Here is a 26,578-nt window from a genome sequence, read left to right as displayed (position 1 = left end):
GCTCATGCCCCGACCGGGCCGGCATGGCCCCCCTCCAGATAGGCGGCCTGAACGTTGGGATCGTCCAGGAGCGCACGGCCCGTGCCGCTCATCGTCACCCTGCCGTTGACCAGCACGTAGCCGCGATGGGCGAGCTTGAGGGCGTGATAGGCGTTCTGCTCCACGAGGAAGATCGTCATGCCCTCGGTCCGGTTCAGCTCCCGGATCGCGTCGAAGATGCCCTTCACCACCAGCGGCGCAAGGCCAAGCGACGGCTCGTCGAGCAGCAGCAGGCGCGGGCGGCTCATCAGGGCGCGGGCGATGGCCAGCATCTGCTGCTCGCCGCCCGACATGGTGCCGGCGCGCTGAGTCAGCCTCTCCTTCACCCGCGGGAACAGGACACAGACCTTCTCCAGATCCTCGGTGAAGAAGCGCCCGTCATGGAGCGCCGCGCCCATCTGGAGATTCTCGTAGACGCTCATGCGCGGGAAGACCCGGCGGCCCTCCGGCGACTGGGCGATGCCGAGCCGGGCGATGGCGTGGGTCGGCATCCGGGTGATGTCGCGCCCGTCATACGTGATGGTGCCCGAGCGCGCCTGGGGGCTGCCGAAGATCGTCATCATCAGGGTCGACTTGCCGGCGCCGTTGGCGCCGATCAGCGTGACGATCTCGCCCTCGGCGACATCGAGGTCGACCCCGCGCAGGGCGGCGACGCTGCCGTAATAGGTCGAGACATCGCGCACCGCGAGGAGCGGCGGCTTCTGTCCTGCCTGGATCGCCCGGGTCTCCTCGACCAGGACGTTGATGCCGGCGACGCTCATGCCGATTGCCCCGTCTGAACGTCGTGCCCATGCGGCACGCTGATCCCGACCTCGGCCTCCACGGCCTCCACCTCCTCGTCCTCAACGCCGAGATAGGCGGCGATCACCTTTGGGTCGGAGCGCACCTCGGCGGGGGTGCCGTCGGCGATCTTCTGGCCGTAATCGAGCACCACCACGTGGTCGGAGATCTCCATCACCACCGACATGTCGTGCTCGATCAGCAGGACCGACGTGTCGTGCTCGTCCCGGATGTGGCGCAGCAGCGTGTTCAGCTCGGCCGATTCGCGCGGGTTGAGGCCCGCCGCCGGCTCGTCCAGGCAGAGCAGCACCGGATCGGTGCACATCGCCCGGGCGATCTCCAGACGCCTCTGGGCGCCATACGGCAGGGCGCCGGCCGGGTCGTCGGCCCGGTCCATCAGGTCGATGCGGGTGAGCCACGCCTTGGCGCGCTCGATCGCGGCGGCTTGCGCGTCCCGGTAGGTCTTAAGGCCGAGCAGGCCCAGGATCGTATAGCCCGAGGCGCGCATCAGCGGCGCGTGCTGGGCGACCAGCAGGTTCTCCAGCACGGTCATGCCCTGGAACAGGCGGATGTTCTGGAAGGTCCGGGCCACCCGGGCGGTGCGGTTGACCTGATGGTTCGGCAGCCGCTCCAGCAGGTGCGTGGTGCCGTCCGCATGAGACAGGGTCAGCATGCCCTCGGTCGGCTTGTAGAAGCCGGTGATGCAGTTGAACACCGTGGTCTTGCCGGCCCCGTTCGGGCCGATCAGCGCGGTGATGTCGCCGCGCCGGGCCTCGAAGGACAGGTCGGAGACGGCGACCAGGCCGCCGAATCGCATGGTCAGGTGCTCGACCGCGAGCACCGGCGGGGCGGCAGCCGCCCGGCTATCCGGATGGGCCGCCATCAGCCGTGCCCCTCGCTTACATGCGCGCCCGAGACGGCACGCCGCTTGCCCAGCGACACCGAGGGCAGGCGCTCCGAGATCAGCCCGCGCGGTCGCCAGACCATCATGGCCACCATGGCGAGCCCGAACAGCAGCAGGCGGTACTCGTTCGGATCGAAGCCCTCTCCGAACACGGCCTTCAGGAAGCCGAGGTTGCGCAGCATCTCGGGCCCACCGACCATCGCCACCGCCGCGATGGCGACGCCGACCTGGCTGCCCATGCCGCCGAGCACGACGATCGCCAGGATGATGGCGCTCTCCAGGAAGTTGAAGCTCTCCGGGCTGATGAAGCCCTGGCGCACGGCGAAGAACGACCCGGCGATGCCCCCGAAGGCCGCGCCCAGCGCGAAGGCCGTGAGCTTGGTCGCCGTCGTGTCGATCCCGAGCGACCGGCAGGCGATCTCGTCCTCGCGCAGGGCCTCCCAGGCCCGCCCGATCGGCAGCCGGCGCAGGCGCAGGGTGACGAAGTTGGTGATCAGGGCGAGCCCCAGGATCAGGTAGTACAGGAACACGAGCCGGTGCATCGAATCGTACGGGATGCCGAAGGTCGCGGCGAACCCATCATCGCCCGCCGTGAACGGAATCCCGAAGAAGGTCGCCCGGGGGATCGACGAAATGCCGGCGCCCCCCCCGGTCACGTCGGTCCAGTTGATCAGCACGAGGCGGATGATCTCGCCGAACGCCAGGGTCACGATCGCGAGGTAATCGCCGCGCAGACGCAGGACGGGGAAGCCCAGGATCATACCCCACAGGCCAGCGAACAGGCCGGCCAGCGGAAGGCAGATCCAGAACGACAGGCCGAAGGTGGTCGAGAGCAGCGCGTAGGAATAGGCACCGACCGCGTAGAAGGCGACGTAGCCGAGGTCGAGCAGCCCCGCGAGGCCGACGACGATGTTCAGGCCCCAGCCGAGCATGACGTAGGTCAGGATCAGGATGCCGAGATCGATCCAGTAGCGCGCCGAAGACAGGCCGCCGGTCGCGAGCGTGGAGAGAATCGGCAGGGTCAGCGCGACGGCGATGAACAGCCAGAGACCGAGCTTCGAGTTCTTCTGACCCGCATCGGGCTCACCGTGCACCGCCTCGGTCGCCTGAGTCGGGGCGGGGGTCAGCGCCCGCCGGGCGTCCCGGCGCAGCAGCACGAGCCGTTGGACGAGGCGAAGGACGAAGACCGCCGCGCAGAGCGCCGCCACCAGCCCCCAGCGCGGAACGAGCACGAGGTCGGTCCCCGGCCCGGGATCGGTGCGGTAGGCGATGATCGGCACGCACAGGCCGAAGGCCACGAGGGTGTAGAGGGCGCAGTCGCGCAGGATGCCGGCCATGACGGAGCCGGGAAGGGCAGTCTGCGAGACAGCCATCAGACCTTCTCGACCTCGGGCCGGCCCAGGATGCCCGAGGGCATGAAGATCAGCACGATCGCGAGGATCGAGAAAGCCGCCACGTCCTTGTACTCGATGGAGAAATAGGCCGACCAGAAGGTCTCGATCAACCCGATGATCAGGCCGCCGAGCACAGCCCCGGGGAGCGAGCCGATGCCGCCCAGCACCGCCGCGGTGAACGCCTTCACGCCGGGCACGAACCCGTCGGAGAACGACACGACGCCGTAATACATGAGGTAGAGGACGCCCGCGACCGCTGCCAGCGCGGCGCCGAGCACGAAGGTCAGCGAGATCGTGCGGTCGACATCGATGCCCAGCAGCGCCGCCATCTTGCGGTCCTGCTCGCAGGCGCGCTGCGCCCGGCCGAACGGCGTGCGCTGCACGAGATACCAGAAGCCGGTGAGCAGCACGGCGGTCACCGCCATGATCAGCACCTGCTTCCAGGCCAGGAACACCGCGTAACCATCGCGCTCGAACAGGGTGATGCCGCCCGAGAACATCGGTGGCGTCGGCTTGTTGCGCGCGCCCTGCACCACCTGCACGAAGTTCGACAGGAAGATCGACACGCCGATCGCCGAGATCAGCGGCGCCAGCCGGAACGAGCCGCGCAAGGGGCGGTAGGCGATGCGCTCGATCGCCCAGCCCCAGAGGGCAGTCAGCACCATGGCGACCACCAGCACGACTAGGAAGGCCAGCGCGATCGAGCTGATGCCGAGCCAAGTGGTCAACAGCAGGAAGGTGATCAGCGCGATGAAGCACGAGACCATGAAGACGTCGCCATGGGCGAAGTTCACCATGCCGATGATGCCGAACACCATCGTGTAGCCGATGGCGATCAGGCCATAGATCGAGCCGAGCGTCAGCCCATTGATGAGCTGCTGTACGAAGACGTCCATGTACTCTCGCGCGCAGGTTCCGGGCCGCCTGTTGAAACAGCAGGCAGCTTGGCAGGGCAAGTCCCGTACCGCAGCCGTAGCACGTGGGCCACTGGTTTCATCCCCGTGGAAGCGTCGCGCGAAAACAGTCGAAGACCCGAGTCACGCCCCCCGATTGGGCTTGCGCATGGCGCAATTCCTGCGTCACGTTAACGAACTTTAAGATGCGTTCATCCCGAGCCAAGGCGAGGAGCCGTCCGATGAAGGGTTCACGACTCACGACGATGATCTTCATCGGCATGCTCCTCGGGATCGCGGTGGGCTATGCCTGCAGCATCACCTGGCCGGATCCACAGACGGCGAAGGAGATCGCCGGCTACATCGCGCTGATTTCCGACGTGTTCCTGCGGCTGATCAAGATGATCATCGCGCCGCTGGTATTCTCCACCCTGGTGGTCGGCATTGCGCATCTCGGGGACACCGCCTCAGTGGGTCGGGTCGGCGGTAAGGCGCTGCTCTGGTTCGTCGGCGCGTCGTTCTGCTCGCTGATGCTGGGGCTGATCCTGGTCAACCTCATGCAGCCGGGCGTAAACCTGAACCTGCCGCTGCCCGATGCCGGCGCCGGCACGGGTCTCAAAGCGGCTTCGCTGTCGCTCAAGGAGTTCGTCACGCACCTCGTGCCGAAGAGCGCCGTTGAGGCGATGGCCAACAACGAGATCCTGCAGATCGTCGTCTTCTCGATCTTCTTCGGCGTGGGCCTCGCGGCGCTCGGCGAGAAGGGGCAACTCCTGGCGAAGGGCATCGAGGGCGTAGCCGACGTCATGTTGAAGGTGACGGGCTACGTGATGATGTTCGCCCCCGTGGCGGTGTTCGCCGCCATCGCGGCCACGATCACCACGCAGGGCATCGGCGTGCTGGTGACCTACGGAAAGTTCCTCGTCGAGTTCTACATCGGTCTCGGCGTGCTCTGGGCCCTGCTGATGGGCGTCGGCTTCCTGCTGCTCGGCGGCGGCGGCATCGTGCGCCTGTTCAACCTGATCAAGGAGCCCTTCGTGCTCGCCTTCTCGACCGCGTCGAGCGAGGCGGCCTACCCGAAGATGCTGACCAACCTCGAGACATTCGGCGTACCGAACCGTATCACTTCGTTCGTGCTGCCGATGGGCTACTCGTTCAACCTCGACGGCTCGATGATGTACTGCACCTTCGCGGTGATGTTCATCGCCCAGGCCTACAACATCCCGCTGACCTATGGGCAGCAGCTCACGATGCTGCTCCTGCTGATGGTGACCTCGAAGGGCATGGCCGGTGTGCCGCGCGCCTCGCTGGTGGTGATCTCGGCGACGCTGTCGCACTTTAACATCCCGGAGGCCGGGCTGCTGCTGATCATCGGCATCGACCAGTTCCTCGACATGGGCCGCTCGGCCACCAACGTGCTCGGCAACAGCGTCGCCACGGTGGCGGTGGCCAAGTGGGAGGGGCAGCTCACCGCCACGGATCAGCGGCTCGACCATGTGGGGACCGTGCCGTCGCCGGCGGAGTAGTTGCAGAGATTTCGCAGCGGGGCCTGATCCAGAGGCTCCGGTTCTCGCACATCGCGGGACGCAGGGCTCTCTCCTACCCCCTGTGTGGAGGGGTTGGCGCAAGATCGCGATATGTGACGCTGCTGGCAGCCAAAGATACGCTTCGAAGGAGCGGACGATGACGATGCGGCTCGTGGCAGCGATTGTTCTGGCGCTGACGGGCGCGACCCCGGCTTATGCCGTGGAGGTGCTCACCGGCACGCTCAAGAGCGTCGCCGAGCGCGGCGAGATCGTGCTCGGCTACCGGGAAAGCTCGGTGCCGTTCTCCTTCGTGGCCGGCAAGAACCCGGACGGCAGCCCGAGGGCGATCGGCTACGCCCTCGATCTTTGCGGCGAGATCGCGGACGACGTCCAGACTGCGATCGGCCGGCCCGTGAAGATCCGCTACGCACCGGTCAGCGCCGAGACCCGCATCGAGGCGGTGACCTCCGGCAAGATCGACCTCGAATGCGGCTCGACCACCGCCAACGCCGAGCGGCGCAAGCAGGTCGCCTTCTCGCCGGTGGACTACATCAGCGCGACGCAATTGCTGGTGAAGCAAGGCTCCGGGATCGCCTCCTATCGCGACCTCGCCGGCAGGACCGTGGTGGTCACCGCCGGCACCACCAACGAGAAGGCCGTGCGCGACCAGCTCGCCCGGCTGAAGATCGCCGCGCAGGTGGTGACCGCCCCTGACCACGCCGCGTCCTACGCGATGGTGAAGGCCGGCAAGGCCGACGCCTTCGCCACCGACGACGTGCTGCTCTACGGGCTGATCGCCACCGACGCGCAGGACGGGGCGAACTACGCGGTCCTGCCCGACAAGCTCTCCTACGAGCCCTATGGCATCATGTTCCGCAAGGACGATCCGGAGCTTGCCGGAATCGTGCAGCAGACCTTCACGCGGCTGGCCGAGTCCCGGGCCTTGCGCTGGACCTACGAGCGCTGGTTCCTCAAGCGCCTGCCCAACGGCGATCGCCTCGACATCCCGATGTCGAACGACCTGCGGGTGAGCTTCCAGCTGATGGGCCTCGACGCGGGCGAGTAGGCGGCACTCGCCTCGCTTTTGCCCAACCGGAGCGCGAGGAAGGACCACCGGTCCCTTCCTGTCGCGAGCGCCAACCGTCCATGCCGATCGCCGCGCATTGCCAGACCCTTCGCGCCGCCGCACTGGCCGCCATCCTCGCCTGCGCGGCCACCGGAGCTTCCGCGCACCCACACGTCTGGGTGACCGCGAAGGCGCAGCTCGTCTACGAGAACGGCAAGCTCGTGGGCGTGCGCGACACGTGGAGCTTCGACCCCGAATACACCGCCTTCGTCACGCAGGGCCTCGACACCAACAAGGACGGCAAACTCAGCCCCGACGAACTCGCCGGGCTCGCCGCCGAGAACACCGCCAACCTCGCCGAGTTCGGCTACTTCACGAAGCTGAAGGTCGGCGGCAGGGAGCAGGCCTTCGCCGATCCGAAGGAGCCGGCGGCCCGCATGGAGGACAAGGCCCTGGTCATGACCTTCCTGCTGCCGCTGAAGAGTCCGGTCCAGCAGGGGCGGGGGGTTGCCGCCCTGGAGGTCTATGACCCGACCTACTTCGTCGCCTTCTCGTTCGCCGAAGGGCCCGAGGCCGCGACGCTGGCCGGCGCGCCGCAGGGCTGCGCCGCCACCGTCACCCGCCCGAAGACCGAGCAGCCGAAGACCGCCGAGGCTGGATCCCCGGGCATGACCGAGGCCTTCTTCGAGGCGCTGACCGCCGCATCCTCCTACGGGGTTCAGTTCTCCAGCCGGGTGCTCGTCGCGTGTCCGTAGGCATCGGGATCGCCGCCCCCGCCGGGGCTGGACGGCTGGGCCTGAGGCTCGGCCTCATGGCGCTGGCCATCGGGCTCGCAGCGCTCCTGGCGGCCGGGATCGCGTGGCTCGTGGCGCCCGGCTTCACCGCCCCGCCGCCGCGCTCGCCCTTCGGCATCGGGTTTCGCGAAGCGGCCCCGGCGGCGACCGGCCTCGGGGGGATCATCCTGGCGCTGCAGGCCAGCTTTTCGCGCAGCCTCAACGCGGCCGTCATGGCGCTGCGTGGCGGCGGCAGCTGGAGCCCGCTGGTCGGACTCGCCTTCGCGTACGGCGTGTTCCACGCCGCCGGCCCGGGGCACGGCAAGGCGGTGATCGCCGGCTACATCCTGGCGGGCGAGCGGGCGTTCCGGCGCGGCTGCACGCTCAGCTTCTGCGCGGCTTTGCTCCAGGCGCTCGTCGCCGGGGCGATCGTGGGGATCGGAAGCCTGATCCTGAACGCCACGGCGGCCGGCATCACCCGCGCCGGCACCGTGATCGAAACCGCGAGCTTCGCCCTCGTCGCCCTGATCGGGCTGGTGCTGACATGGCGCAAGGCCGGGCGCCTGGTCCATCTCGACGCCCCATGCGGGCCCGGCTGCAGCCACCTGCCCGGACCGGAGGCGCTTGAGACGATGGATACGTGGCGCGAGCGGGCCGGGGTTGTCTTGGCTGCCGGTTCGCGCCCCTGCGCGGGGGCTGTGCTGGTCCTGGTCTTCGCGGTGTCGCAGGGCGTCCCCGGGGCGGGCGTGCTGGCGGTGCTCGCCATGGCGCTGGGGACGGCGCTCACCACCACGGCGCTGGCCGGCCTCGCGGTCTTCGCCAAGCGCGCGGCCTTGCGCCTTGCGGGCGGGCGGGGCCGGGTCGGCCTCCTGGCGCTCGGCGGCCTCGAACTGCTGGCCGCCGCCTTCGTGCTGGTGCTCGGCACGGCGATGCTCTCCGGCCTCGCGCCGGCCTTGGGCGGCTGAGGGGCCTCGCCATCCGGCCCGCGGCGTGCCACGCTGCGTGCCCGAGACGGAGAGCGCGCCGATGCATCCCGACTTCGAGACGATCCTGAACTGGCGCCTGCTTGCCGGATCGCATCCCTTCCCCGGCCCTGACGGCGGAACCTGCATCAACGAAGCGGCGATGGTGGCCGCGGGTCTGCCCTACCGGGCGATCCGCTCCAGCACGGATTGCCCGCCCTGCTTCTCGCGGCCGATCGCCGCCTACGCGCTCGGGCTCAACGACGCCATGCCGGACGTCGTGCGGACGCAGCTCCTGGCCTTCGTACTGCGCCTGTCCGGCAGTGCCGACACACCGGAGATCGAAGCCGCGCGGACCCGGCGGCTGGCGCTCGAAAGCGTCCGGCGCATCCTCGCGCCGCTTTGCACCCTGGCCGCGATGGCGGAGGATGCCGAGGCCTGCGCCGGGGCACCGGATTGGCCGACGGCGTTCGCGGCGGCGCGCTCGGCCGCGTGGCGGGGTGGGGCACTCTCGCAGGCGGCGTCCCGGGCGCGGCGCTGGCGCGAGGGCGCGCTGACGGCAGCCGTCGCCCGCACCGCCACGGCCGCGCAACGGGCCGGGGAGGATGCGCGCTGCGCCGCCGAGGTCGCCGAGGGCGCGGCGCCCTTCGTCATCGGCACTTGGACCGAGGCCTGCGCGATCCTCGACATGGCCCTGGCGATCGGCCGGCAGGCGCCCGAGATCGCCCTCGCGGGCGCCCGGGAGCGGCTGGATGCGGCGCGCGCGCGCGCCCCGGCTTGATCAGGCCGCGGCCGGCGCGGCGTCCAGGTCCAGCTCGATGGTGGCACAGTTCTCCAGGAACGTGCCGGTGAGGTGGTAGAAGAACGTGCCGTGCCCGACGACCGCGATGGTCCGCTCGGGCCGCTCCCGCAGCCACTCCCGGAACGCCGCCACCCGGGCGTCGAACAGGGGGCGCGGCTCGACCGGATAGCCGCCGACCTCACAGCCCGGCTCGGCGTGCCACCACACCTCCGGGAGATGCCCGACATCGAGATGCGGGAACTCGGCCGCGATCTCGGAGGCCGCCCGCCCGACATCGCAGCTGCTCTCCTGGCATTCCCGGTGCAGCACCTCGACCAGCACGCGCGGCCGGCTCGGATGGTCGCCGAACAGGATCGCCGCGGTCTCGATCGCCCGGGTGAGCGGCGAAACCACCACGAGCTCGAACGGGATCGCCCGCAGCCGATCCCGGGCGGCCCGGGCCTGGGCCTGACCCATCTCGGTCAGCCGTGCGTCCAGGAGGCCGGGGTCGCCGCCCCCATGCTTGTGGGCGGCGTTGAAGGTCGACTGTCCGTGGCGGATGCAGACGATACGGGTCTCGTGTCGGGTGTTGTTCGGCATGGATCTCGGCTGTGTATTCCGCGACGGGTTCGGTCGGTCTGATGCGGTCAGGCGAAGCGCCCGCCGCGCTGGATGACCTCGATCTTGTACCCGTCCGGATCGGTCGCGAAGAAGAACCGCGCCAGCACGTCCTCGCCGTGCTTGAGCGTCTTCAGATCGGTGGCCGTGAAGCCCTCGCGCTTGTGCCGCGCGTGCTCAGCCTCGACGTCGTCGACCACGAAGGCGATGTGGCCGTAGCCGTCGCCGAGGTCGTAGGGCCTGTCCCGCCCCTTGTTGACCGTGAGCTCCAGCTCGAACGGCGAGGCAGGGGCGCGCAGGTAGATCAGGGTGAAATCCGGGAAGTCGAAGCGGTCGGACACTTCGAGCCCGAAGGCGCGGGCATAGTAGTCGCGTGCGCGATCCTCTTCGAGGACGCGGATCATGGCGTGGACGGGCTTGGACATGCGTTAGAAAGTTCCGAGCGCACGCGCTTGCTGCGTGCCGAACCTCTATGTGGCGCCCCGGCGTCCGCAGAAAAGGTCGGCACGCCCCAGAGGTGTCGTTCGGTCGCCCGCAGCGCTTGCCATGGTCGCGAAACGCCGGGCGCAACGGCGAAGATATTTTCCGATGGTATACATTCAAGCACACGAACCCAAATATATGAGCTGAAGACGCAATACCGGACACTAGATCATTCCAAATCAAATATTTAATTCATAGGTCTTCATATTCGATCGCTGCAATAAGTTATGTTGCGCGACGCAACAATGAACCAAATCGAAGCTTGCAGATCATCCCTTGACAAGAACCATTTGTTAAAACCATTTTACTAGAAATCCAGAAATCGACGCCGCAGCCCTGCACTCGTCTGCCATCGATGTCGATCGGGAGGCCCAAAGCCGTGTTACGCCTGTCCAACGTCAAAATTCTGCCGAAGATAGCATCAGTCATCGCACTGATTAGTATGATTGTCGGCAGCTGCGTCTGGTATGCCCAGTCGCGCATGACCAAAATTGACGATGAATACAGCCGCTTCATCAACAACGAGGCGGCGGCCGTCGCCGAGGCGCGCCGGCTCAACCGTTTGATGGTCGAACTCAACTATTGGGTGTATCGGGTCATCGCGGAGACCGACCCGGGCCAGATGCAGGACGCCAATCAGGGCTTCGAGGCCGTCCTGCCGAAGGTGACGGCGCTGCTCCCCAACCTGCGGGCGCATGCCCAGACCTTCTCGCCGCGCATCGACGCGATGACGGTCCGAATCGAGCGCTACGTCAAGGATGTGAGCGAGGTTCGCCGGCTCGGCACCAGCAACCAGAACGAGCAGGCCATCGCGCTGATCCATACGGCGATCGATCCGACCTTCACAGGTATGCTGGCCGAGGGCAACGAACTCGCCGATGCGATCACCGCCTACATGCTGAAGGGCTCGGACGACCTGACCGACCAGACCAACGCCACCCGTCAGACCCTGATGACCGTCAGCGCCCTCGGGATGCTGGCCGGCCTATTGGCAGCGGTGTTCATCGCGATGGTGGGCATCACACGGCCGCTCGATCGCCTGGTCAAGGTCCTGCAGCGCATGGCACAGGGTGAGATCGACGCCGAGATCCGCGAGGCCGCCCGCCGGGACGAGATCGGGGCGGTCGGGAAGGCCGTGGAGGGCATCAAGACCATGGTCGCCCGCAAGGCCGCCGAGGAGGCCGAGGTCAAGCGCCGCGCCGACGAGGCGGCGGCCACGGAGCGCCGGCGCATGATGCTGGAGCTGGCCGACGGGTTCGAGCGAGCGGTGGGCGGCATCGTCGGGATGGTTTCGTCCTCGGCCACCGAGCTGCAGGCTACCGCCCAGAACATGACGGCCAGCGCCACCGAGACCGCCAACCAGTCCACGACCGTTGCGGCGGCGGCCGAGGAGGCCTCCACCAACGTCCAGACTGTGGCGGCCGCCGCCGAGGAGTTGGGCTCTTCGGTGCAGGAGATCGGCCGGCAGGTGCTTGGCTCGGCCGATCTCGCCCAGAATGCGGTCGGTGAGGCCGACCAGACCCAGCACCTCGTCCAGGCGCTGGTGCAGGCGGCCACGCGCATCGGCGAGGTCGTCGGGTTGATCTCCAACATCGCCGGGCAGACGAACCTGCTGGCGCTGAATGCCACGATCGAGGCGGCGCGGGCTGGCGAGGCGGGTCGCGGCTTCGCTGTGGTGGCGGCAGAGGTGAAGGAACTGGCCGGCCAGACCGCCAAGGCCACCGAGGAGATCAGCCAGCAGATCAGCCAGATCCAGGGGGTCACCGGGCAGGCGGTCTCGGCCATCGACACCATCACGGCACGCATCCGGGAGATCAACGACGTCGCCACCACCATCGCCGCGGCCGTCGAGCAGCAGGGCGCGGCGACCCAGGAGATCGTCCGCAATGTCTCCCAGGCGGCGACCGGGACGGATCAGGTGACCAGCAACATCGTGGGCGTGGCGCAGGCGTCCGAGGCGACCGGCGCGGCCGCCACGCAGGTGCTCGGCGCGGCAAGCGAATTGTCGCGGCAGTCCGAACAGCTCGGGGCGGAAGTGTCCCGCTTCCTAAGCACGATCCGCGCGGCCTGAGGCTCAGGCTCCGATCCGCAGCACCTCGGTCCGGTCGCCGGCCTGCGCGAAGGCGCTTGGGTCGGCGCCGGTCATCCAGACCTGACCGGGCAGGGCCTCCAGCGCCTCGAACAAGCCAGCGCGGCGGCGCGGATCGAGATGCGCCGCCACCTCGTCGAGGAGGATCACGGGGGCGATACCGCTCATGGCACGCACCAAGCGCGCATGGGCCAGCACAAGACCGATCAGCAGGGCCTTCTGCTCACCGGTCGAGGCGGTGCCCGCCGGCACGTCCTTGGGGCCGTGGCGGACCACGAGGTCGCTGGTCTGCGGCCCCATCAACGTCCGTCCAGCCGCGCGGTCCCGGTTGCGGCCGTTGCGCAGGGCGAGGCGGAAGCGGTCCTCCGCCTCGATGGCCGGCCAGACCGCCACGAGGTCGTCGAGGTCGCCCTCCAGGCGGATCGACGCCCAGGGGAAGGGCTGCGCGTCGTCCCGGGTCTCGGCGATCAGCCGGTCCAGGCGCTCCGCGGTCTCCCGGCGGGCGAGAGCCACGGCGACGCCGAGTTCGGCCACCTCCCGCTCCACCGCGTCGAGCCAACGGTCGTCGTCGGGCCGGTCCTCCAGCAGGCGGTTGCGCGAGCGCAGGGCGCGCTCCATCGCGGAGACCCGCGCCCCGTGGCCGGCATCGACCGCCAGCACGAGACGGTCGAGGAACCGGCGTCGGTCGCCGGCCGCGCCGCGGAACAGCCCGTCGAGATCCGGCGTCAGCCAGACCACCCGAAGGAACTCGCAGAACGCGACGGGCGAAGATGCGGGGGCGCCGTCGATCCGGCAGAGCCGGCTCGAGCGCCCGTCCGGGCCCGGCGGCTCCAAGCCGGTGCCGAGCCTGTGCTCGGCCCCGTCCCGGTCCAGAGTGAGGGACACGGCAAAGCCCCCTGGGCCCCCGGCACGCGCCATGGTGGCGAACTCGGCCCGGCGCAGGCCCCGGCCCGGCACGAACAGCGAGAGCGCTTCGAGCAGGTTGGTCTTGCCCGCCCCGTTCTCCCCGACCAGCGCGACGAAGCGGGCAGCAGGGTTCAGTTCGAGATCGGCGTGGTTGCGGAAATCGCGGGCGATCAGGCGCGTGACGCGCGCGCTGCCGGCCGTGTCGGAGTCACTCATTGGATGGCAAGGTGGAGCGATCACGGGCTGAATGCACGACGCGATCGATCGAAATTCGGTCGTCGAAGACGCGATGGAGGATGAGGAAAGACCGGAATACGAGGATCCGGACGTCTGGCGCAACCTCCGGCGCGGGTCTTCCCATCATGGGCTGCCGGCCAAGGGCCTGACACCGGGTGCGCAGCTCCGAGACGAAGCTGCGGGCACGGGATGGATTGTCGGCGGCGATGAAATCACCAATCTCGCGCGGGTCCGCCCGGGCTCGCCGCGACACCACGACAGGCGTCAAGGATTGGCCTTTTCCAGAGCGCCGTAGCGCGCTTCCAAAGCGTCCAACGTGGCATCGAGGGGTTGATAGTCGCCACTCTCGACGCCCTCGTGCCAAGACTGATGGAGGGTCGCGAGGCGGTCCTCATGCCGGAGCAGCAACGCCACACCGGCGGCGATCGCCTCTTCGGACGAGCCATAACGGCCAGCCGCGATCAGGCGATCGAGCGAAGCCTCCTGCACGGGGTCAAGGACGACGGTTCTTGGCATGGCAGCGTGCTTACACCCGCATCGGCATCAGCACGTAAAGCGCCGGGGCGCCCTCGCGGTCCTGGATCAGGGTCGGCGAGCCCGGGTCGGCGAGCTTGAACAGGGCGGTGTCGCCTTCAAGCTGCGCCGTGATGTCGAGCAGGTAGCGGGCGTTGAAGCCGATATCGAGGCTGGCGGCCTCGTAATCGACGTCGAGCTCTTCGGTGGCGCTGCCGGAATCCGGGTTGTTCACCGAGAGGGCGAGGCGGCCCTCGGCGAGGCCGAGCTTCACGGCGCGCCCGCGCTCCGATGAGATCGTGGAGACGCGGTCCACCGCCTTGGCGAAGGTGTCGCGCTGGACGATGAGTCGCTTGTCGTTGTTGGCCGGGATCACCCGCTGGTAATCCGGGAAGGTGCCGTCGATCAGCTTGGAGATCAGCGTCAGGCCGCCCGCGAAGCGCAGGCGGATCTTGGCCGGCGACAGATCGACCGCGACGGAATCGCCGCCGTCGTCGAGCAGCTTCTGGATCTCGGCCACCGCCTTGCGGGGCACGATCACGCCCGGCATGCCGACGCTGCCCTGGGGGGCGGGGATCTCGACCCGCGCGAGCCGGTGCCCGTCGGTTGCCACCGCCCGCATCACCGGGCCGTTCTCGGTCTCCAGCGTGTGCAGGTAGATGCCGTTCAGGTAGTAGCGTGTCTCCTCGGTGGAGATCGCGAACTGCGTCTTGTCGATCAGGCGCTTGAGGTCCGCGCTGGCGATCTCGAAGCCGTGGGGCATCTCGCCGGCGGCCAGATCCGGGAAGTCGCCCTCCGGCAAGGCGCCCAGCGCGAAGCGCGAGCGGCCGGAGCGGATCGTCATCTGGCCGGATTCACCGCCGGTCTCCAGCGAGACCTGCGCGCCGTCGGGCAGCTTGCGCACGATGTCGTAGATCACGTGCGCCGGGACAGTGGTGGCGCCCGGATCGGCGACATCCGCCGGCACGCTCTCGGTGACCTCGATGTCGAGGTCGGTCGCACGCAGCTGGAGACCGGACCCTTCCGAGCGCAGCAGCACGTTCGACAGGATCGGGATCGTGTTGCGGCGCTCGACGACCCGGTGCACGTGGCCGAGCGACCTGAGCAGGGCCGCGCGCTCGACAGTGACTCTCATCGCAAAACTCGACTGGTAGGGACGGCGCGGCGGCCGGCGTCCCGCGCGGATTAGGGCCGATCAGCTTGGCGAAGGGGGCCGGCGAACGCAAGGCCGGCGCCGGTGCATCGCACAGGCGACCTGCACCGGACGCGCTTTCGGGGTTCCCGCGGGCGCCGCCCCGTGCGAAAGCGCCGCAATCCCGTTTGCCGTCAAGATAAATCGCAACGCCGCCATGCTTCAGACCGTCGAAAGCGCCGACGCGACCGCCACCCCGCCCAGCGCCGGGCGCATCCTGGCCGCGAGCTTCGTCGGCACGGCGATCGAGTTCTTCGATTTCTACATCTACGCCACCGCCGCCGCGCTCGTGATCGGCCCGGTGTTCTTTCCGGCCGGGGCGCCCGGCGTGCAGCAGCTGAGCGCCTTCGCGACCTTCGCGATCGCGTTCGTCGCCCGGCCGGTGGGCGCAGCCCTGTTCGGGCATTTCGGCGACCGGGTCGGCCGCAAGGCGACCCTGGTGGCCTCGCTCCTGATCATGGGGCTGTCCACGGTTCTGATCGGCTGCCTGCCGAGCTACGCCACCGCCGGCTGGTGGGCACCGGCGGCGCTCTGCATCCTGCGCTGCGGCCAGGGCATCGGGTTCGGCGGTGAGTGGGGCGGCGCGGCCCTGTTGGCGGTCGAGAACGCGCCGCCCGGCCGGCGGGCCTGGTACGGGATCTTTCCGCAGCTCGGCGCGCCGGTCGGATTCATCCTGGCCAATCTCGGCTTCCTGGCGCTGAGCTTCGGCCTGACGCCCGAGAGCTTCCAGAGCTGGGGCTGGCGCCTGCCGTTCCTGGCTTCGGCAGCCCTCGTGGGCGTCGGGCTCTATGTCCGCCTGAAGCTCACCGAGACGCCGGCCTTCAAGGCTGCGCTGAGCCAAGCGCGGCCGGAGCGCGTGCCCTTCGCCACCATGCTGACGCAGCACGGGCGCGCGGTCGTCATGGGCACCTTCGCCATGGTGGCGGTCTACGCGGTGTTCTATCTCTCGACCGTGTTCGCGCTGGGCTACGGCACCGGCACGCTCGGCTACGCGCGGCCGACCTTCCTGCTGTTCGAGTGCATCGCAGTCTGCTTCATGGCGCTCGGCATCGTGATCTCGGGCGCCGCTGCGGACCGTTTCGGCCGCCGTCCGGTGCTGCTCTCCGGGATGGCCGCAGTATTCGGGCTCGGCTTCCTGATGGGGCCGATGCTCGGCCATGCCGCCGGCACCGGCACATGGCCGCCGGTCCTCGGCTTCCTGTGCCTTGCGCTGCTGTCCATGGGTTGGGTGTTCGGCCCGATGGGCGCCGTCCTGCCCGAACTGTTCCCGACCCGGGTCCGCTACACGGGCGCCTCGGTCACCTACAACCTAGCGGGAATCCTGGGCGCCTCCGGAGCGCCCTACATCGCCCAGGAACTCGTCAACATCGGCGGGATCGGCTTCGTCGGGATCTACCTGGGGGTCGCGGCGATCCTCAGCTTCCTCGCCGTGCTGGCAATGCCGGAGACGGCGGGCCGCTAAAGCGTGCACCGCCGCCGTGGGTATCGGTTCAGCGCGAGAGAGCGCGTCACAACAGGGGTTTGGAGCCAGTCGCGATCGCAGTGCGATCGAGCGCGGCTCTAGTTCCGTCCCGGCCCAGCGGGCTCGAAGCGGCCGAGGAACCGCGTCCGCTCCCAGAGTTCGATCGTGCTGCGCTCCGCCATGGCACGCACCTGTCGACGCGCATGGCCATCGTCCTCGGCCGCAACGATCTCGGCCGAGGCGACGCGGCCGGCACGATCGAGCTTGAACGCGCGGTAGGCGCGGCTGCGGCGGGCGGTCTCGGCGTTCAGAGAGAGCATCGGGTCATCCTCCAGACCCGAGCGTTCCAGCAGATGGTTAACGCCGCGTTACCGCCGTGTGGTCACGAAGAATCGGGCTCAGCTCCGCTTGTCGAGCGGGCGTCCCAGCAGCCGGGCGAATTCGGCCTCGATCTCCTCCACGGAGAAGGGATTTCCCGACGTCTTCGCGTCGGGGCGTGTCGGGGGTGAGGACGGCTCGGGCGGAGGCGGAGGCCGGAACGTGGGCGGCGCCTTCGGCTCGGGCCGGGCCACGGCCGGCGCAGGAGGAGGGGGTGCAGGCGGAGGCGGTGCGGGAGCCGGCACCTCCGGAGGCTCTACCTCCGCGACCGACGGAGCTGCGGCCACAACGCTCGGCGTTGCAGGCTCGTCGACAGGCATGTCGACGGTTGAGGGCAGCACCGGTTCGGGCGGCGTCGCGGAGACCGGCGGAGTGGTCGCCATCGCGGCGGCGATCGGATCGACGCCGTCGTCCGGGGCCGAGGCCGCGATGGGCGGCGGGGCCGGGGTCACCGCCGACGAGGGACGCGACAAAGCCGCCTGTAGCTGCCGGGCCATGTCGGAGAGGATCGCCGGATCGACGCTCCGGCGCTCGGACGGGACCGCGAGGCTCGGCGCCGGCCGGGCCGTCTGATCCACGGCGGGCGCCGGATCGGCGGCGCGCTCCGAGGCCGGGCCGGGCCGCGGATCGACCAGCGGCGGCGCAGTCCGGCTCATGACCCGGCGCGGAGCGACCGGCTCGCGAACCGGAGCGCGCAGCGGTTCGGTGAGTTTCTGAGGAGGCGCAGGCGCCAGCGGCAACAGCGGTTCGGAGACGTCCTGCCCGGGCTCGTCGCCGCCGAGCAGCGCAGGATCAAGCGGCAGGTTCACGGTCGGCCCCGCCCCGGAGCGCGGCACGGGCGAGGGCACGATCACGGGCATCTCGAAGCCGGGATCGAACAGCGGCTCGGCGCGCAGCCCGGACATCTCGGGCAGAGCGCGTGACGGCTCGGACAGGCGCCCGCCTTGGACCAGAGGATCCGACAGCGGTTCGTCGAGGGCGTCCGGCGCGGTATCCGCCCTCAGGGACGCCTCCGTCAGGGGACGCTGGCTGCGCTGGATGTTGCGCTCGACCACGACGTCGTTGGGCCCGCCGACGAGGAGCAGATGCTCGACATTGTCCCGACGCAGCAGGATCAGCTGGCGGGCGCGATCGAGCTCGTACACGTCGACGATGCCGAGCCGCGGCTGCCGCCCGCGGCCGCCGTTCCGCCCCGGCAGCGCAAGGTTCCGCCCCGTGAGCCGCCGCACCGTGAAGACGATTGCCGCCAGCGCCGTAAAGATGACGGCGAAGATCACGACATATTGAACGATGGGGGAGCCGTCAGAACCGAACACGGATTGCAGCCATCGCAAGGTTACGCACTCGCACGTTCCGGCCGCCGCTGGTCCGCGCCCGGCAAGGACGAGTCCATACCACGCCGGAGGGGCTGCAAGGCAAACGGCGTTAAGGGGTCGTTAACAGATCGTTTCAATTAACGATGTCAACGCAATACCTTGTTGAGGGCGTTCCGAGCGCGTTCCGCGGAACGTTCTCAAGCTGTCCCGTCGGGGTTCGGTGCGCGTTTCCCGAGGCGCGCGGTGGCGAACCGCCGGTGGGCCTCCAGCCGTTCGCGATCGTACACGTCGGCGGTGATGCGGCTGTTGGTGTGGCCGGCGACCTTGGCCGCGTCATCGTTGACCGCGCCGCCGCGCCGCCCTTCCGTGATCGCCGAGGCGCGTAGGTCCCGACTCCATAGCTGCGGCGGCAACGCGGCGACCTCACGAACGCGCCGCCAGGTCCGGCGGAAATCGACATCGAGCCAGGGCCGCCCGGTCCTCTCGCTCACGATGAGCGGGCCAGTCCGTGCAGCCTCTGGCACGCGCTCGATCTCCTGCAACACCATGGGACAGAGGCTGAGGTCGATCAGGATCTCCGCGCCGCTCGATCCGCGCGTCTTTGAGGGCGTGTAGCGCAGAAGGCCGTCGTCGCCGATGTGGCGCCATTCGAGGCCGGCCCACTTACGGTCGCCGTGAGCCACAGAGCAGAGCGTCGGGTCTGCGAGCGGGTACCATTGACCGGTGACGTCCCACTGGCGCAGCGCAGTCTCGAACTGGACAGCGTAAGCCAGGGCGAGCGAGGGGCGCTTGAGCACGTGCGCAGCCGTGATTGCGCGGCGCACCTGCTCGGCGCTCGCTACCAGCGTGCGCGCCCGCGGCCCCGGAAGGCGCAGCTCCCGGATGTCGTCCCGGAGCGCCCGACAGTCTCGGTGACCGGCGACGACGCAGAAGGTGAGGGCGGCCTTCAGGATGGCGAGCCGCATGTGCCCAGCGGCCGGCCGCGCACCACCGCCGGTCCAGCCAGTATGCCAGCCCTTGACATGCAGAGCGGTAAGCCCGTCGAGCCGAATGTCGCCGAGCTCGGCATCGAGCAGCCGCAGATAGGTGACGTAGGGATGGCGCGTGCCCGGTTTCAAACCGTGGAACGGCGACTGGGCGTGCGTCTGGTAGACCCGGAACACGCTGCCGAGCGTGCCATCGTACGTGTTGCGTGTGCGGCGCAGCCCGTCGAGCCACGCGAGCATATCCGTCTGCAGGCGCTGGCAGGCGTCGATCAGCAGCTCGGGCAGGGCGATGAGGTGCGACAGCGGCACGGCTCCGGAGGGGTAGCCGCGGCGCTGGGCCTCGGGGGAGGGGAGCCAGTACGCCGCCCAACCGTCGCTGCGCGGTCTGAACTTCAGACCCGGGGCCTTGATCTGCGGCCTGTCCATTCCGCCGGAGCCTCTGCAATGCCTGAGTCGGCAGGCGACCGACCCGCGGGACCATACTGCCGTTCGTAGAAGGCACGAACCGCCGGTACGTAGCGCTTGCCGTAGAGCTTCGCCGGAGCCGGGAACCCGCAGGCCTCCAGGCTCACGACGCTCGCGCACCATGCGCGCTTGTCGTCCTCGTCCGGTCCGACGACCGCCTCGGCGATGTCCCGGTCGGACGCGAACAACGGCAGATCGTCGAGGGTGAGGGCAGGGCGGCCAGGCCGGGCAGTGCGAGGCTTGGTCACGATCCCGGCCTCCCGAAGCGCAGCCTCTCGATGCGGGCGACCTCGGCGCGAAGCTCGGCGAGCTTCGCCGCTTGGAGCTGGCGCGCGTAATTCTCTGCCGCCCAGCGCCGCCGGTGCCACATGCGGCCCTCGCCCGTGAGCCGATACTCGTAGGCGCTGTGGACGATGGTATCGCCCTCGATCCGAGCCCCGACCTCCGGGATGACGCCGTGCGTCAGCGGATCGCTGGTGACGAACACCTGGACGAGGGGAGCGGACTCCTCAGCCACGGCCGCCCTCCGCCGCGCCGGAGACGCCCACCAGGGCCATGCTCGTCGCATCGCGCATGTCGCGGAGCTCGACGAAGGTCTCCCCGTCCAAGGCCACGCGCATCGCCTCGGCGCTGACCGGATCGTGCCACGTGCAGCCGTGCCGCTCGGAGCCGTCGGACCGGCGGTAGATGTTGCGGTACTCGCCGCGCTCGACGGGGCTCTTGTACGGACCCGGCGTGCGATCGCTCTCGGTGCGGAGGTCGGGATGCTCGGACATGGATCAGGCCTCCGGGATCTGCGGATGGGGGAAGGTGCGCATCGTGCCGTCGCCGGCGGCCGCGCGGAGGCCATCCGACAGGGACCGGGCGTCCGGGCGATCCATCACGAAGCGCGCGGTGACGGGCTGGCCCTGGAGCGTGAAGGCGATCGCGAGTTCGACGCCGTCGGGCGTCGGCACCGCGTCGATCGTCCAGTCGGAATCGTCGGGCGGGATGAGACGGAGCTGAGCCATCACGCGATCCCCAGCGCCTGCATGTAGAGCTCGAGGATGGCTTCCTGCTCCTGCCGCTCGCTGTGATCCTGCTTGCGGATCCGCAGGATGGTGCGGACCGCCTTGGAGTCGAAACCCCGGCCCTTCAGCTCGGCGAACACCTCCTTGATGTCGCCCATGATGCCGGCCTTCTCCTCCTCGAGCCGTTCGAGCCGCTCGATGAACTGCTTCAGCTCGTCGGCGGCCACGCCCTCAGCTGGGGAGACGTCGCTGGATGTGTTGAGGCCCGCGGTCATGCCGCCACCTCAGAGGCACGCTCTTGGACTGCCGGTGCCGACCACGTGGGCCGATCGGCCGCTTGGCGCTCGGCCATCGCCGCGCGGATCGATGGGACGCGCTGCAAGGCGAGCTTTGCGGCGAGTCGCCCGGGCGGGTTGTGGCGCAGCCCGGTCGGCTGCCCCTGCATCAGGGCTCTTGCTGGATCCCGAAAGGCATGAACCTGCACCTCGGTGAAGCCCGCCTGGAACAGGTGGACGATCGTGCAGGCCTCCTCGGGCCCGGTGATCCGCTCCTGCATCACCCGCACCATGCGGATGACGTGATCGAGGGCGTCGGGGGCGCGGCGGGCATCTTGGACGAGGGACGGCGACGGCATGGGCGGATCTCCTCAGACGCTACAGGGGACGGTCGACGGGCAGCGGAAGAACGGCATTAGGCGCGCATCTCCGGAAAGCCGTTGTGCTCGACGCCATCCAGGAGGCGGCCGACGGCTTTCTTGCCGACACGCGTCATGCGGGCGTCGGCGCCGAACTGCGCGAACTGGCGCGGCCCGTAGTCGAGGTAGCTCCAGCGGCCCGGCGCTTCGGCCCAGTGCAGCGCGAATTGCCCAGGCTCGCCATCACGCGCCGTGATACCACCCTGCCATTCGCCGTTCTGCTTGTGGTGGTAGGGCACGCCGGCAGTGGCGCAGGCGTCCCGGATCTGGCGCAGCCACGTCGTGGCGGTCGGACGCGCCCGGTGCTTGCCCTGGTCGGTCTCTCCGCCCGTGATGACCCAGTCGATCCGCTCGATGTCGGAGGCCTTCAGGGCGTCGCGCACGATCGTATGGTCACCGGCCGTCCCGTAGACGATCTTGGTGAAGTCGATGGGCCCGAGCAGCGGCTCGGCCGACACGAACGTGAAGACCGGGTAGAGGTCGCGCGCCGCGTCGAGCAGGTGCCGCACGTTGCGATTGGCGATCTCCTGGTTCTCGCAGGTGGCACCGAGCGCTGCGTTCTCCGGCAGGCCGCCGGCGGCCTTACACATCGCCACAATGTTCTGCGGGCGCTTCGTCAGCAGCAGCCATACGAGGTGCGGCGTCTCCCGCATGAGCGCAAACCACTCGGCGCGGATCACCGGATCGGCGTGGTTGTCGAACGGGTCGCAGAGCGACGGGAACACGGTGAACCGGCGGCCGGCCGCCGCGGCCTCGCGGTCCCACCTGCGCGGGTTGCGCCAGTAGGCGGCGCTGGAGCGGACGCGCTCGCCGTGGGGACCCCACGTGACCTTGCCGTAGCGTAGGTCCATCAGGTTCTCAGCATAGCACCCGTCGCAGGCGATGCTGACCTTGGTGCATCCAAACCATGGACTCCACGTCCGGTCGCACCAGGAGATGCCGGTGGTCTCCGCCATGCCTACCGCTCCTTCCGCTCGACACGGAATGTGAAGGTCCGCGCCACGTCGTCGGTGCCCATGAGCAGGTTGAACTGCCCCGTGCCGTCGACCTCATCGACCGGCATGGTGAGTGAGCCGCCGAGGCGGTTCACAAAGGCAATGAGCAGTTGGCTTTTCATCGCCTCGATGCGCTGCTGCGCCTCGTAGGACAGGTCGGCGACGCTCGGTCGACGCTTGCTCTCACCCATGCGCTCTCTCCCGCAGGCCCTCGTCCCGGGCTCGGTTCAGATCGGCCATCAGCTCGTGGGAGCCACCGGCGACGTCGGGGTGGCGCTCGCGGGCGAGGCGGCGGAACGCGACCTCGATCTCCTCGACGGTTACCGCGGCCCCGAGGCCGAGCACCTGCCACCACGGCGTTCGACCCGGTGCCGCCAGCGCCTGGAAGCCGCGCATCGAGGCGCGCACCAGCGCGAGCGTCCCGTGTCGCAGCTCGACGCGGCGGGCTTCGATGATGTGATGGATTGCCTGCAGGTTCGCAGCCGGGCTCGCGTAGCGGTCGACCGGGATGCACCGCTGCTCGCCGTCCCACGTGAACCAGACGGCGATCCCGGGATCTGACGGCTTCTCGTGGCCGAGCGTGACGTTCGACGAAAGCACAACGTCGCCGGTGGGCTTGCCGCTGTCCGAGCCGAAGAGGCGCAGACTCCGGCGTACGTTCTCCAGCGCGGCCGAGAGCGACGTCTTGAACTGGCCGGTCTCTCGGCGCGTCGAACGCGGGATGAAGTCGGGCCACTGGAGCGGGTAGGCCTCGGTCATGCCATGCCCCCGAACAGATCGGGGGTCAGCGGTCGGCCATCCGTCGCCACACACGGCCGCACGCCGTGTTCGGCCAGCGCCCGCAGGTCCGGGATCATCTCCAGGGCGATCTCGGCCCTCGTGTATTCCCAGCCCGGCAGGCAGACGTGTGAATAACGGTCGTTGACCTGGAGGAAGCCGGGAAGGTTCGACCAGGTGATGTGGCACTCGCCCCGGCGCGGGTTGCTGAAGTCGAGGAACGCGACACTGCGCTCGCCGCGGCTGGACGGATCGGCGACGGCAGCAGCCAACGCGCGGGCAGCGATCGCCGCTTCGGCGCGCTCCAGCATGGTGGGCGGCGGGAGCTTGGGGGCGCGCTTCCTCATGCCGCCACTCCGGCGATGTCGAGCTCGGACGCCGGCACGAGCGGTTGCCAACGGATCAGCACGCCCTCGAACAGGTCGACGCCCGGATGCTCGGCTACCCAGAAGGCGACGAGCCCCCACCAGTCCGCGAAGCCGTCCCGCTGGGCGAATGCGTGAAGCTCGCGGATCTCCCGGATGCATTCGCCGCCAGCGACCACGAGGCTGAGGATCAGGTCCATCCTGATCGGCAGGACCTCCAGGCACCGCGTCTCGCCGAGCTTGGTGCACTGGCGGGTGCGCATGCCGGTGTAGAGCTGGACGAGCTCGCCCAGGCGGGCATGGCGGGACTTGCCCGCGCGCTCGGCCCGGATCGTCTGTGCCTTGGTGCCGGCGAGGATGGGCGGGCCGAACCGCTTCTTGAATGAGTAAGCAACCATCAGGCGGCGTCCCTCGACACGAGGTCGTAGCGGCGTCTGACTTTGAAGCCCGTCCGTGCGGCCCACTGGCGGATCTCCGCGAAGGTGACGCCGGCCAGCAGATCAATCGCCTGCCGGCACTGAGCCGCAGTGAACTTGGCCGCGTGGCACTCGTCGACCGTGAGCAGCATCTGCTCGGCCAGCCAGCCGTAGACGCGGCAGCGGGCCGATTGCTCGAAGTAGTAGGCGGCCGGGCCGGCGTACTTCCGGATCTCGCGTCGGGTGTAACCGCCGGTCTGCGCGGCCTCGCGCCAGATCGGGTCGAGGTAGACGTGCACCTCGGCGCGCAGGCGGAAGAGCTTCGAGGCGGTCATGCGCGCCTCCGCCGATCACGCGATGCGTGATCCCGCCAAGACCAGCGCGGGCGGACTACCGTAGCCGACGGGAGCGCGCGCCCAGCGATCTCTCTCAGGCGGTCGTTCTCGACCTCCAGGGCGGCAAGCCGCTCCTGCAGCCACGCCTCGACCTCTGCGTCCCGCTCGGCCCGGACATCAGCAACCGGCGCAGTCTCTGCACGGAAAGCGGCATGTCCCTCGGCGGTGAGCCCGAAGCCTATCCCGTGATAGGTCCGGATCTCGATCGCACTGCCGGCATCCGTGAGCTTCCTGCGGAGCTTGCAGACGTAGACGTCAACGATCTTCATATCGACGTCGGGCTCCAGTCCGTAGAGCGCCGTTAGGATCCGCTCCTTCGTCAGGTAGCCGCCGCGCGTGCGGGCGAGCGCAGCCAGCAAGCGGGCCTCGCTCTTGGTGAGCTTCCACGCCTCGGGCATCGCCACGGACGGTTCGAACGCGTCGCGAAGCTGGCGGACTTCCTCCTCCAGCACGTCGACGCGCTCACGGAGGTTCGCCACCTCCCGGTGAAGGGCTGAGCGTTCGCTCATCCGACTTGCCTTTCTGGCTTTTGGGCTGCTGCCCGGCTGTTGTCGTTGACTGCCACCTCGGCCGCTTCCTTCCGCGCGATCGCATCCCGCAGCAGCTCGTCCAGCCACGGGATGAGGACGATCCCAAGGACGAGGAACAGGACGAGGACCGCCATGGCGATGCCGAGGGGCGCAGAGCGGCCGGTCATTGCGCAGCCTCCTGTGCGAGGCGGATGCGCTCGATCGGCGTGAACCCCTTCCGCGTCAGCTGCCGGACGTAGGCCAGCGATCCGGGCGGGTAGATCCGACGCTGGTCGGCGCCAGCGCGCGTGTTCGCCCGGGCGATCTCCGCGTGGCACGGCAGATCCCGGACCCATTTCCACGCCGTCGGCTTGGACACGCCGAGGGCCTCCATGATGGTAGCCATAGTGCAGCCGTCGGAGCGCATGGACCGGGCGCGATCCCGCAGGTTCGCGTAGGTTTCCCCGGAGATCGGGTGACGGCGGCGGTCGCGCGCGGGCCAAGCCATCAGGGCGCGTCCTTCGGATCTGCCGTCACTGCGGCGAGTGCCTCGGCGTTGTCCGCGAATGAGCGTCGGAGCTGCGGGGACAGCGCTGGGAACGCCGCAACGAAGCGCCGACCGTCCGGATCGAAGAGCAGGGTAGCCACGAGCGCGCTTGGTGCCGTTTCAGTCGTCGGCGGTGGCACTGTGCTGAACGTCGCGACCGGCACACCGAGTGCGGCGGCGATCCGGTCCAGCAGTTCGGCGGAGCGGGCGGGGGCGACGCTCATCGAACGCTCCAATTCTGCGAGGCCGCCGGCGGCGGGGCCGCGTACCGGATCCGCTCGGGCTGGCAGTCCACGACGCCGAAGCGGCCGTCGAACTGGACGGCGATGCCGGCGAGTCCAGCACGGGCCGGGGCGACGGTACCGAGCCGCCCCGACAGGCGCTCGACGACGCGGGCGCCGATGACGGTCGGTGCGGCGGGATGGGTCTGCTTGATCAGGTCGTAGGCCATCACCACCGCTCCCGGATCGGGGTCGGGACAGAGGGCGGTGCGGTGATGTCCCGGCGACGCGTTCGACCGGGGATCAGAGTCGCGAGCAGACCGAGTTCGTGCAGCAGCTCGGGGGTCAGCCGGGGCAGACCCGCCGCCAGAAGGCGGTTGGTGGTGCGCAGCGCGGCCAACAGGACCGCGCCGTCGTCGCTGCGGGGGTAGTCCGGGCGCAGAGAGGGCAGAAGGGCGACGTGGGGGCCGAACTCCGGATCCGGGGCGCCTAGCACCTTCACGACCGCGTCGCATTCGCCGCGCGGCAGGATGATCTTGAGCTCCATGGTCTGTCCTGGAGCACGGGGATCGAGGTGGGCGAAGACGCCCAGGAAAGCGCGGTCGGTCACGAGATCACCCCCACGGGCACAGGATCATAGGACGGCAGCTCGGCGTGATGGACGAGGGCGACGCCGGGGGCGGCATGGGCGAGCACGGCGCCCGATACGTGCAGGTCGAGCCCCGCGATGCGGCGGCGGAAGGCGTCTCCGACCGGATTGCCGAGCCTCAGCAAGTAGCCAGCGCCGGGGAGGCGATCGAGCCAATCCACCACGTAGAGGGCAGCCCCGGTCTGCGCGTCGGGGACGACGCGGCGGCCGGCGAGCGGGTGCTCCTTGGCGTGGGGCATG

General features: G+C 69.2%; 39 protein-coding genes. 8 read left to right on the top strand and 31 right to left on the bottom strand.

All coding sequences use genetic code 11. From position 1 onward, the window contains the following. Nucleotides 1-2 precede the first annotated feature (2 nt). From OXS27_RS09595 to OXS27_RS09580, 4 genes are read right to left on the bottom strand one after another with little or no spacing between them, the layout of a single operon-like run. Nucleotides 3-800, bottom strand: a complete 798-nt coding sequence (locus OXS27_RS09595; RefSeq protein ID WP_243920393.1) for an ABC transporter ATP-binding protein — start codon at nt 798-800, stop codon at nt 3-5. Further along, nucleotides 797-1,702 carry an ABC transporter ATP-binding protein gene (locus OXS27_RS09590; protein ID WP_243920392.1) on the bottom strand — a complete coding sequence of 302 codons (906 nt, stop codon included), beginning with the start codon at nt 1,700-1,702 and terminating at the stop codon, nt 797-799. Before OXS27_RS09590 ends, OXS27_RS09595 begins: the two co-directional genes overlap by 4 nt. Then, nucleotides 1,702-3,096, bottom strand: a complete 1,395-nt coding sequence (gene livM / locus OXS27_RS09585) for a high-affinity branched-chain amino acid ABC transporter permease LivM (protein WP_267355799.1) — start codon at nt 3,094-3,096, stop codon at nt 1,702-1,704. The genes OXS27_RS09590 and livM overlap by 1 nt, the downstream gene beginning before the upstream one ends. Further along, nucleotides 3,096-4,013, bottom strand: a complete 918-nt coding sequence (locus OXS27_RS09580; protein WP_243920389.1) for a branched-chain amino acid ABC transporter permease LivH — start codon at nt 4,011-4,013, stop codon at nt 3,096-3,098. Before OXS27_RS09580 ends, livM begins: the two co-directional genes overlap by 1 nt. 239 nt (nt 4,014-4,252) lie before the next feature. On the opposite strand from OXS27_RS09580, the gene OXS27_RS09575 reads away from it, so the two are divergent. From OXS27_RS09575 to OXS27_RS09555, 5 genes are all read left to right on the top strand, one after another. Next, nucleotides 4,253-5,533 (top strand): dicarboxylate/amino acid:cation symporter, encoded by a 1,281-nt coding sequence (locus OXS27_RS09575; RefSeq protein WP_243920387.1) that lies wholly within the window; start codon nt 4,253-4,255, stop codon nt 5,531-5,533. Between the two features lie 157 nt (nt 5,534-5,690). Further along, complete coding sequence (locus tag OXS27_RS09570; RefSeq protein ID WP_267355796.1) at nt 5,691-6,599, top strand: amino acid ABC transporter substrate-binding protein; 909 nt, start codon at nt 5,691-5,693, stop codon at nt 6,597-6,599. An 80-nt stretch (nt 6,600-6,679) separates the two neighbouring features. After that, nucleotides 6,680-7,354, top strand: a complete 675-nt coding sequence (locus tag OXS27_RS09565) for a DUF1007 family protein (RefSeq protein ID WP_243920385.1) — start codon at nt 6,680-6,682, stop codon at nt 7,352-7,354. After that, nucleotides 7,345-8,337, top strand: coding sequence for a nickel/cobalt transporter (locus tag OXS27_RS09560; protein ID WP_267355793.1), 993 nt, complete (start codon nt 7,345-7,347; stop codon nt 8,335-8,337). Before OXS27_RS09565 ends, OXS27_RS09560 begins: the two co-directional genes overlap by 10 nt. A 61-nt stretch (nt 8,338-8,398) precedes the next feature. Beyond that, nucleotides 8,399-9,115: a hypothetical protein gene (locus tag OXS27_RS09555; RefSeq protein WP_267355791.1), complete on the top strand. Its 717-nt coding sequence runs from the start codon at nt 8,399-8,401 to the stop codon at nt 9,113-9,115. Here OXS27_RS09555 and OXS27_RS09550 read toward each other — a convergent pair whose 3' ends face one another. Together OXS27_RS09550 and OXS27_RS09545 are read right to left on the bottom strand one after the other, a co-directional pair. Further along, nucleotides 9,116-9,715 (bottom strand): histidine phosphatase family protein, encoded by a 600-nt coding sequence (locus OXS27_RS09550; RefSeq protein ID WP_267355789.1) that lies wholly within the window; start codon nt 9,713-9,715, stop codon nt 9,116-9,118. 47 nt (nt 9,716-9,762) lie between these two features. Next, nucleotides 9,763-10,158 (bottom strand): VOC family protein, encoded by a 396-nt coding sequence (locus OXS27_RS09545; protein ID WP_267355787.1) that lies wholly within the window; start codon nt 10,156-10,158, stop codon nt 9,763-9,765. A 437-nt stretch (nt 10,159-10,595) separates the two neighbouring features. On the opposite strand from OXS27_RS09545, the gene OXS27_RS09540 reads away from it, so the two are divergent. Then, nucleotides 10,596-12,287 (top strand): methyl-accepting chemotaxis protein, encoded by a 1,692-nt coding sequence (locus OXS27_RS09540; RefSeq protein WP_267355785.1) that lies wholly within the window; start codon nt 10,596-10,598, stop codon nt 12,285-12,287. 3 nt (nt 12,288-12,290) lie between these two features. On the opposite strand, the gene recF is transcribed toward OXS27_RS09540, so the two are convergent. After that, the gene (gene recF / locus OXS27_RS09535) at nt 12,291-13,427 is read right to left on the bottom strand and encodes a DNA replication/repair protein RecF (protein ID WP_243920378.1); all 1,137 of its coding nucleotides are present in this window, start codon (nt 13,425-13,427) and stop codon (nt 12,291-12,293) included. 31 nt (nt 13,428-13,458) lie between these two features. Between recF and OXS27_RS09530 the strand changes: the two genes are divergently transcribed. Beyond that, nucleotides 13,459-13,743 carry a hypothetical protein gene (locus OXS27_RS09530; RefSeq protein ID WP_267355783.1) on the top strand — a complete coding sequence of 95 codons (285 nt, stop codon included), beginning with the start codon at nt 13,459-13,461 and terminating at the stop codon, nt 13,741-13,743. On the opposite strand, the gene OXS27_RS09525 is transcribed toward OXS27_RS09530, so the two are convergent. Both OXS27_RS09525 and dnaN read right to left on the bottom strand, forming a co-directional pair. Further along, on the bottom strand, nt 13,713-13,964 hold the full coding sequence (locus OXS27_RS09525) for a type II toxin-antitoxin system ParD family antitoxin (protein WP_267355781.1): 252 nt from the start codon (nt 13,962-13,964) through the stop codon (nt 13,713-13,715). The two genes, OXS27_RS09530 and OXS27_RS09525, sit on opposite strands and share 31 nt — an antisense overlap. A gap of 10 nt (nt 13,965-13,974) precedes the next feature. Then, nucleotides 13,975-15,096, bottom strand: a complete 1,122-nt coding sequence (gene dnaN / locus OXS27_RS09520) for a DNA polymerase III subunit beta (protein WP_267355779.1) — start codon at nt 15,094-15,096, stop codon at nt 13,975-13,977. 214 nt (nt 15,097-15,310) lie between these two features. On the opposite strand from dnaN, the gene OXS27_RS09515 reads away from it, so the two are divergent. Next, nucleotides 15,311-16,615 (top strand): MFS transporter, encoded by a 1,305-nt coding sequence (locus OXS27_RS09515; protein ID WP_267355777.1) that lies wholly within the window; start codon nt 15,311-15,313, stop codon nt 16,613-16,615. A gap of 98 nt (nt 16,616-16,713) precedes the next feature. Here the strand turns inward: OXS27_RS09515 and OXS27_RS09510 are convergent, their stop codons facing one another. The 22 genes from OXS27_RS09510 to OXS27_RS09405 form a co-directional block, all read right to left on the bottom strand. Beyond that, nucleotides 16,714-16,935 (bottom strand): hypothetical protein, encoded by a 222-nt coding sequence (locus OXS27_RS09510; RefSeq protein ID WP_243920369.1) that lies wholly within the window; start codon nt 16,933-16,935, stop codon nt 16,714-16,716. Nucleotides 16,936-17,013: 78 nt separating this feature from the next. Continuing rightward, nucleotides 17,014-18,309, bottom strand: a complete 1,296-nt coding sequence (locus OXS27_RS09505; RefSeq protein WP_267355776.1) for a hypothetical protein — start codon at nt 18,307-18,309, stop codon at nt 17,014-17,016. 197 nt (nt 18,310-18,506) lie between these two features. Continuing rightward, the gene (locus OXS27_RS09500; RefSeq protein WP_267355775.1) at nt 18,507-19,721 is read right to left on the bottom strand and encodes an integrase; all 1,215 of its coding nucleotides are present in this window, start codon (nt 19,719-19,721) and stop codon (nt 18,507-18,509) included. Continuing rightward, complete coding sequence (locus tag OXS27_RS09495; protein ID WP_267355774.1) at nt 19,688-20,008, bottom strand: hypothetical protein; 321 nt, start codon at nt 20,006-20,008, stop codon at nt 19,688-19,690. The genes OXS27_RS09500 and OXS27_RS09495 overlap by 34 nt, the downstream gene beginning before the upstream one ends. Beyond that, nucleotides 20,005-20,277 (bottom strand): hypothetical protein, encoded by a 273-nt coding sequence (locus OXS27_RS09490; RefSeq protein ID WP_267355772.1) that lies wholly within the window; start codon nt 20,275-20,277, stop codon nt 20,005-20,007. Before OXS27_RS09490 ends, OXS27_RS09495 begins: the two co-directional genes overlap by 4 nt. Then, entirely contained in the window at nt 20,270-20,536 is a 267-nt protein-coding gene (locus OXS27_RS09485; RefSeq protein ID WP_267355770.1) for a hypothetical protein, read from the bottom strand. The genes OXS27_RS09490 and OXS27_RS09485 overlap by 8 nt, the downstream gene beginning before the upstream one ends. A 3-nt stretch (nt 20,537-20,539) precedes the next feature. Then, nucleotides 20,540-20,770: a hypothetical protein gene (locus OXS27_RS09480; RefSeq protein ID WP_267355768.1), complete on the bottom strand. Its 231-nt coding sequence runs from the start codon at nt 20,768-20,770 to the stop codon at nt 20,540-20,542. Continuing rightward, nucleotides 20,770-21,045 (bottom strand): DUF2312 domain-containing protein, encoded by a 276-nt coding sequence (locus OXS27_RS09475; protein ID WP_267355766.1) that lies wholly within the window; start codon nt 21,043-21,045, stop codon nt 20,770-20,772. Before OXS27_RS09475 ends, OXS27_RS09480 begins: the two co-directional genes overlap by 1 nt. Further along, entirely contained in the window at nt 21,042-21,404 is a 363-nt protein-coding gene (locus OXS27_RS09470) for a hypothetical protein (RefSeq protein ID WP_267355764.1), read from the bottom strand. The genes OXS27_RS09475 and OXS27_RS09470 overlap by 4 nt, the downstream gene beginning before the upstream one ends. A gap of 56 nt (nt 21,405-21,460) precedes the next feature. Continuing rightward, nucleotides 21,461-22,420: a DUF5131 family protein gene (locus tag OXS27_RS09465; RefSeq protein ID WP_267355762.1), complete on the bottom strand. Its 960-nt coding sequence runs from the start codon at nt 22,418-22,420 to the stop codon at nt 21,461-21,463. Between the two features lie 2 nt (nt 22,421-22,422). Next, the gene (locus OXS27_RS09460; protein ID WP_267355760.1) at nt 22,423-22,650 is read right to left on the bottom strand and encodes a hypothetical protein; all 228 of its coding nucleotides are present in this window, start codon (nt 22,648-22,650) and stop codon (nt 22,423-22,425) included. Further along, on the bottom strand, nt 22,643-23,218 hold the full coding sequence (locus tag OXS27_RS09455; RefSeq protein WP_267355758.1) for a J domain-containing protein: 576 nt from the start codon (nt 23,216-23,218) through the stop codon (nt 22,643-22,645). Before OXS27_RS09455 ends, OXS27_RS09460 begins: the two co-directional genes overlap by 8 nt. Next, nucleotides 23,215-23,583: a hypothetical protein gene (locus OXS27_RS09450; RefSeq protein WP_267355756.1), complete on the bottom strand. Its 369-nt coding sequence runs from the start codon at nt 23,581-23,583 to the stop codon at nt 23,215-23,217. Before OXS27_RS09450 ends, OXS27_RS09455 begins: the two co-directional genes overlap by 4 nt. Next, complete coding sequence (locus OXS27_RS09445) at nt 23,580-23,999, bottom strand: hypothetical protein (RefSeq protein WP_267355754.1); 420 nt, start codon at nt 23,997-23,999, stop codon at nt 23,580-23,582. Before OXS27_RS09445 ends, OXS27_RS09450 begins: the two co-directional genes overlap by 4 nt. After that, complete coding sequence (locus OXS27_RS09440; protein WP_267355752.1) at nt 23,999-24,352, bottom strand: hypothetical protein; 354 nt, start codon at nt 24,350-24,352, stop codon at nt 23,999-24,001. The genes OXS27_RS09445 and OXS27_RS09440 overlap by 1 nt, the downstream gene beginning before the upstream one ends. Next, entirely contained in the window at nt 24,349-24,921 is a 573-nt protein-coding gene (locus tag OXS27_RS09435) for a helix-turn-helix domain-containing protein (protein WP_267355750.1), read from the bottom strand. The genes OXS27_RS09440 and OXS27_RS09435 overlap by 4 nt, the downstream gene beginning before the upstream one ends. After that, a complete protein-coding gene (locus tag OXS27_RS09430; protein ID WP_267355748.1) occupies nt 24,918-25,109 on the bottom strand; it encodes a hypothetical protein in 192 nt (63 codons plus the stop codon). The genes OXS27_RS09435 and OXS27_RS09430 overlap by 4 nt, the downstream gene beginning before the upstream one ends. After that, entirely contained in the window at nt 25,106-25,429 is a 324-nt protein-coding gene (locus OXS27_RS09425; protein ID WP_267355746.1) for a hypothetical protein, read from the bottom strand. The genes OXS27_RS09430 and OXS27_RS09425 overlap by 4 nt, the downstream gene beginning before the upstream one ends. Beyond that, complete coding sequence (locus tag OXS27_RS09420) at nt 25,429-25,692, bottom strand: hypothetical protein (RefSeq protein WP_267355744.1); 264 nt, start codon at nt 25,690-25,692, stop codon at nt 25,429-25,431. Before OXS27_RS09420 ends, OXS27_RS09425 begins: the two co-directional genes overlap by 1 nt. After that, entirely contained in the window at nt 25,689-25,919 is a 231-nt protein-coding gene (locus OXS27_RS09415; RefSeq protein WP_267355742.1) for a hypothetical protein, read from the bottom strand. Before OXS27_RS09415 ends, OXS27_RS09420 begins: the two co-directional genes overlap by 4 nt. Then, nucleotides 25,919-26,299, bottom strand: coding sequence for a hypothetical protein (locus OXS27_RS09410; protein WP_267355740.1), 381 nt, complete (start codon nt 26,297-26,299; stop codon nt 25,919-25,921). Before OXS27_RS09410 ends, OXS27_RS09415 begins: the two co-directional genes overlap by 1 nt. Continuing rightward, nucleotides 26,296-26,577, bottom strand: a complete 282-nt coding sequence (locus tag OXS27_RS09405; protein WP_267355738.1) for a hypothetical protein — start codon at nt 26,575-26,577, stop codon at nt 26,296-26,298. The genes OXS27_RS09410 and OXS27_RS09405 overlap by 4 nt, the downstream gene beginning before the upstream one ends. Between the last annotated feature and the right edge of the window lies 1 nt (nt 26,578).

The sequence above is a fragment of the Methylobacterium sp. GC_Met_3 genome (assembly GCF_026540775.1).
GTDB lineage: Bacteria > Pseudomonadota > Alphaproteobacteria > Rhizobiales > Beijerinckiaceae > Methylobacterium.
Note: the sequence above shows the minus strand (reverse complement) of the source record. Positions and strands in the feature narration are given on the sequence as shown.